The organism is Aquiluna sp., from assembly GCF_965064355.1.
Map to the genome: position 1 here is coordinate 1 of NZ_CBCHRQ010000086.1, position 4,359 is coordinate 4,359.

Consider the following 4,359-nt stretch of genomic DNA (forward strand, 5'->3'; position numbering starts at 1 on the left):
AGGAACGGCCCTAGCTGGGAAACTGATTAGAGTCTTGGAGTCTCGCGTGGCGAATCTCACGGTTGGCGCACCGATAGTTGTTTTAGCAGTAAAGCTGAAGGCACTAGAGGCGTTCTCAGCACCTCCTTCGCCCAGGGAATGGACGACGATCTTGCCCGCGGTTAGGTTGGCTGGAAGTTCGATGGCGGTTTTTGAAACAACCTTCTCAAAAACAACCTTCCCAGCTCTGGAAACCTCGACTCGATAACCGGAGACAAACCCATTTGGGGCCACCCAGTCCACCGCGACTTGTCCGTTGGACTGGCGAGTGACATCTAGAGCGACCGGGTTATTTGGCTTGGTATTTACTAACGTGAGATAGCTTTCGCCTTGTATTCCATTTGAAGAATATGGAATAACTTCGATCTTGTATTGTCTACCCTTTGCCAAATCAAGCACGGTTGCTTCGAGAGCAGACGCGCTTGTTGTGAAACTGAAAATCTTGCCGTTTGAATCTGTAGCGCGAATTAGGACTGACCTAGCATCGCGACCTGCCTTTATGCCCACGACCAAACCGGTTGGAGTCTCCACGATCACGACCTCACTGATCACGACCTGGCTAGAAGATGTAACTGGGTTCGTGTCGGTGCTTCCTACCGGTTCAACACCTGAACTAGCACCAGGTTGGGGCGAAGACGGTGTTGGGATCTGTGCAACAAGGCTCTGAATTTCTGCCAATGTGTCTACAGACAAGGCTCCCGCACCTGCGACAAGGGAGTTCATGCTGGCTAGATTCGCCGCGCTCAGGCCAGTGATACCCAGGGTTTGGTAGTTAGCCAGAGTTGGGGCTGAGCCTTGTCCATCTGCGTAATTTGTGATGGTTGTCAGTGCATTTGCGATTCCGTCCACGAAGTTTTGCAGCTCCGTGCGGGTGTCTACTCGCTTACCACCCTCGATGGCTAGCAAAACGTTGATCATATAAACCACGGAATCATCGACTTGCACGTTTGCAAGGCTGTAGTCGACGGGAAGCGGCGATGAGCCAGCGCCCTCTGCGAAGTTAACAATGAGCGGAAGGCTGCTGGCGGCGGCGATTTCAGTCAGCACAATGTCGATCATGGCTTTGAGCTCGGTGTAAGTGTCAACACCAGAACCGTTATCCGCAGATTCTGCAATTCTCACCGCAATCATGATCACGTTTTCAGCCGTAACTTGAGGAAAGCCCAGCGCTGTAAAGTCTTGAGCAGTCAGTGCGCTGGTCGAGCTTCCGCCGGATGCAATAACCATGATTTTGACCGCGGAGTCAATTGCAGCCTGAAGCTCAGCGGGGCTGTCAACCTGTGTCAGGAACATGCGATCCAGCAGGGAGTTTAGAAGCGCAAGCTCTGCAACGCCTAAGCCACCTGCACTAGCGCCCAACTCAGTTAGGTCGGCAAGCGTGAGGGCCATTCCGGTACCAGCGGTGCCATCCACCAGCAAAGCGAGCTTTGAAATCGCATCTACAATCGCTTGCACCTTGGCGAAGCTATTGGTTTCGATTTCCAAAGCGTCAGCAACAATTAGGTTCACCTGATCGAGATTGGAGGCATCAACCCCGTATACGCCCGTGGCGGCGTAGTCGGCAGCCGTTGGGATGGTATTGGTTCCATCAAATGCCTGAATAATCGCCTGGGCAGCATCTGCGGCGGCTTGATTAGCCGCAGAAGTCACTAGTTGTTGCACCTTGACTACAAGGTTGATTCCACTTCCGTCATCGGAACTCTGGCTCAACTTACTAATCACATCGGCAAGATTTCCAGAGGTCACTCCAGTGACACCAATAAGGCTAAAGTCGCCAGCTGTTATTGCAACAGATGAGGTTCCGGTCGCAGCGATGCTCATCAATCCATCGACGAGTTTCGCAATTGCATTGAATTCTGCAAAGGTATCGAGGTCGCTGGTGGTCTTGTTCGATGCGATGTCGTTGAATAGGGTGCGGAAGTTCAGGTTGCTAGCACCTGACACATCCAATGCCGTGAAGTCGCCCTCGGTCAAAGACGCAGGCGACTGCAGGCTCTGTGCGATGCCCGATCTAATCTTGTTTACAGCATTGACCGTGGCTTGGATCTCCGCCAAAGAGTTAGATTCATCCACCGATAGTTGCGCGATAAAGCTATTCACCATAGCGAGGTTGCCATCGGTGACGTTCACTGCACCTGCTGTGGCAAAGTCAGTGCGAGTCGGTGCTGAGTTTGCGCCCGTGTAACTAGCGATTAGGGTCAACGCTGCGATGCGCTCGTACTCTGCAATGGCAGCATTAACGAGAGCCTGTGCCTCAACCAACGTGTCGAGCTGTCCGGGAGAGTAATTCGACAGCTGCCCAACCACAAAAGCAAGGTTCGAACTTGTGATTCCGGTAATTCCAATCAGTTCGAATTGAGCGAGGTTTGGACTCTGTGCCGGGTAGTTGGCCTGGATGGTAACCAACTTACTTACGGCACCTACTAGGGCTGCGACCTCCGCAATTGTGTCGACAGCACCAAAACTCTTCCCATCCAAAGACTCATTGATAAGCCTCAGGACTTCGGTGGACTGGCTTCCCACGCCAAGTGCCACAAGATCCAGGTTGCTGACCTGCCCGGAAGCGTTTGTAGTCGAGTCGGCTGCCGCTTGAAGATCAAGAATCGCGTCCACCACAGCTTGGACCTTCTCCACAGTGTTGGACTGGGTGATGGTCAAGTCGGCAAAGAAGGAGTTCAGGGTCGAAAGGTTAGCGCTGGTTACAGAGGTGACCTGTCCATCAAAATAATCTGCGAGAAGCGGGGCTTGATTACTTCCGTTGTAATCAGTTATCACCTTGATCGACTCAGCCTTCTTAGCGTCCGCCATGGCGAGAACAATCAAAGCATTGATCTCGGCCAGAGAATCAACGCCACTTCCGGAATCAGGGCTCGCAAGAATTCGCTCCTTGAGTAGTTCGAGATTCCCAGTCGAAACGGCAGTAAATCCAAGTGCTACAAAGTCAGCTGCTGAAATTGTTGTGCTGCCCGCTGCACCCGAGATCAGTGACAAAGTTCGAAGAATCAAGTCCCTGAGTTCGGAATAGTCGTCGACTTGCGACAGCTGGAATCTATCGAGAATCTCGTTTAGAAGTGCGAGTTCAGTGGCACTATCCAGCTGCGGGAATCCAATTGCCGCTAGATCCATAGCGGAGAGACTCGCGCCGTTTCCGGCCTGCCCATCGCTTAGGGCTTTGATCTTGTTGACCCCATCATTCACGGCTTGGATCTCTTGGAGAGTGTCGGATTGAGTCACCGAGAGTTGAGCAAAGATTCCGTTTAGCAGCGGCACAAGTGTTGGACTGAGAGTCGTCACCTTGGCAGCCAAGTAATCTGCCGCCGAAAGTGCAGAACTGGAGACTGCGTAGTCGCGAATTTTTGCGAGCGCTTCACGTTGGGCAATTAGAGCATTTGCTTGGGTAACCAGTCCTTGCAGTTCTGCTGCAGTATCAATTCCTGTGCCATCGGAACCGGATGTTCTAATTAGGTCAGCCAGAACCGACAGGTTAACTCCGGTAACTCCAGATACTCCCAAGCGCTCAAAGCTTGAAATGGAAAGTGCTGGAGATGCCGTGGTCGCATTCGCCGCAGAAGAGAAGAGCGAATTGACCAAATCTGAAAGTTGCTGCAGTTCTGAGATCGAATCCACAGCAGAAAGGGCAGCCTGGTCAAGCGCATGGTTCACCAGGGCCAGCTGTCCAGATCTAGTGATGCCTGTCACGCCCAAACTTGAGAAGTCTTGGGCAGAAAGGGAGGCGCTGTTGTCAACGGTGGCATTGGCCGCGGTTTTTAGCTTCTCTATGGCAGAGACCAAATCTTGCAGTTCCACGCCAGTGTCCGTTTGGCTTGGCGAGAGCGGGGCCACAAACTGGTTTATAAGGGAAAGGTTGTCTGAGTTGACTCCGGTAACCCCCGCGTTTAGGTAATCCAATCGGGTCGGAGCGGTGTTCAACCCATCGTATGCGGCAATGTTCGTGGCTGCCTGGTCGAAGGTGAAGCGCTGGATTGCTTCATCGACTAGAGCTTGCAATCTCGCTGGGTCAGTCACTTTGGAATTAGCGAGATCCGAGCTTCCTGGGTCTCCAACAATCGCAGCCAACACAGCTGAAAGGTTTTGCCCGTTCACTCCGGAGATGCCGATGAGTTCGAAACTAGACACCGAAAGCGCTTGAGAACCAGTTGGAGCATTGCCGCCTGCTGTGGCATCGGCGGTGGCGATCAATTTCTCAACGACTGATGCCAATGCAGAAAGCTCGGCGAAAGTGTCGACATTGGCTTTAGTCATCTCATCGAGAATGTTGTTCATGGTCAAAACTTCAGCGCTCGAATCGATACCTGCAGC

At 52.5% G+C, this 4,359-nt stretch carries 1 protein-coding gene; it reads right to left on the reverse strand.

All coding sequences use genetic code 11. From position 1 onward, the window contains the following. Positions 1–4,323, reverse strand: a 4,323-nt coding sequence (locus AC128V_RS06625) for a hypothetical protein (RefSeq protein ID WP_482763886.1), incomplete at its 3' end; no start/stop codon positions are given. Positions 4,324–4,359: the final 36 nt, after the last annotated feature.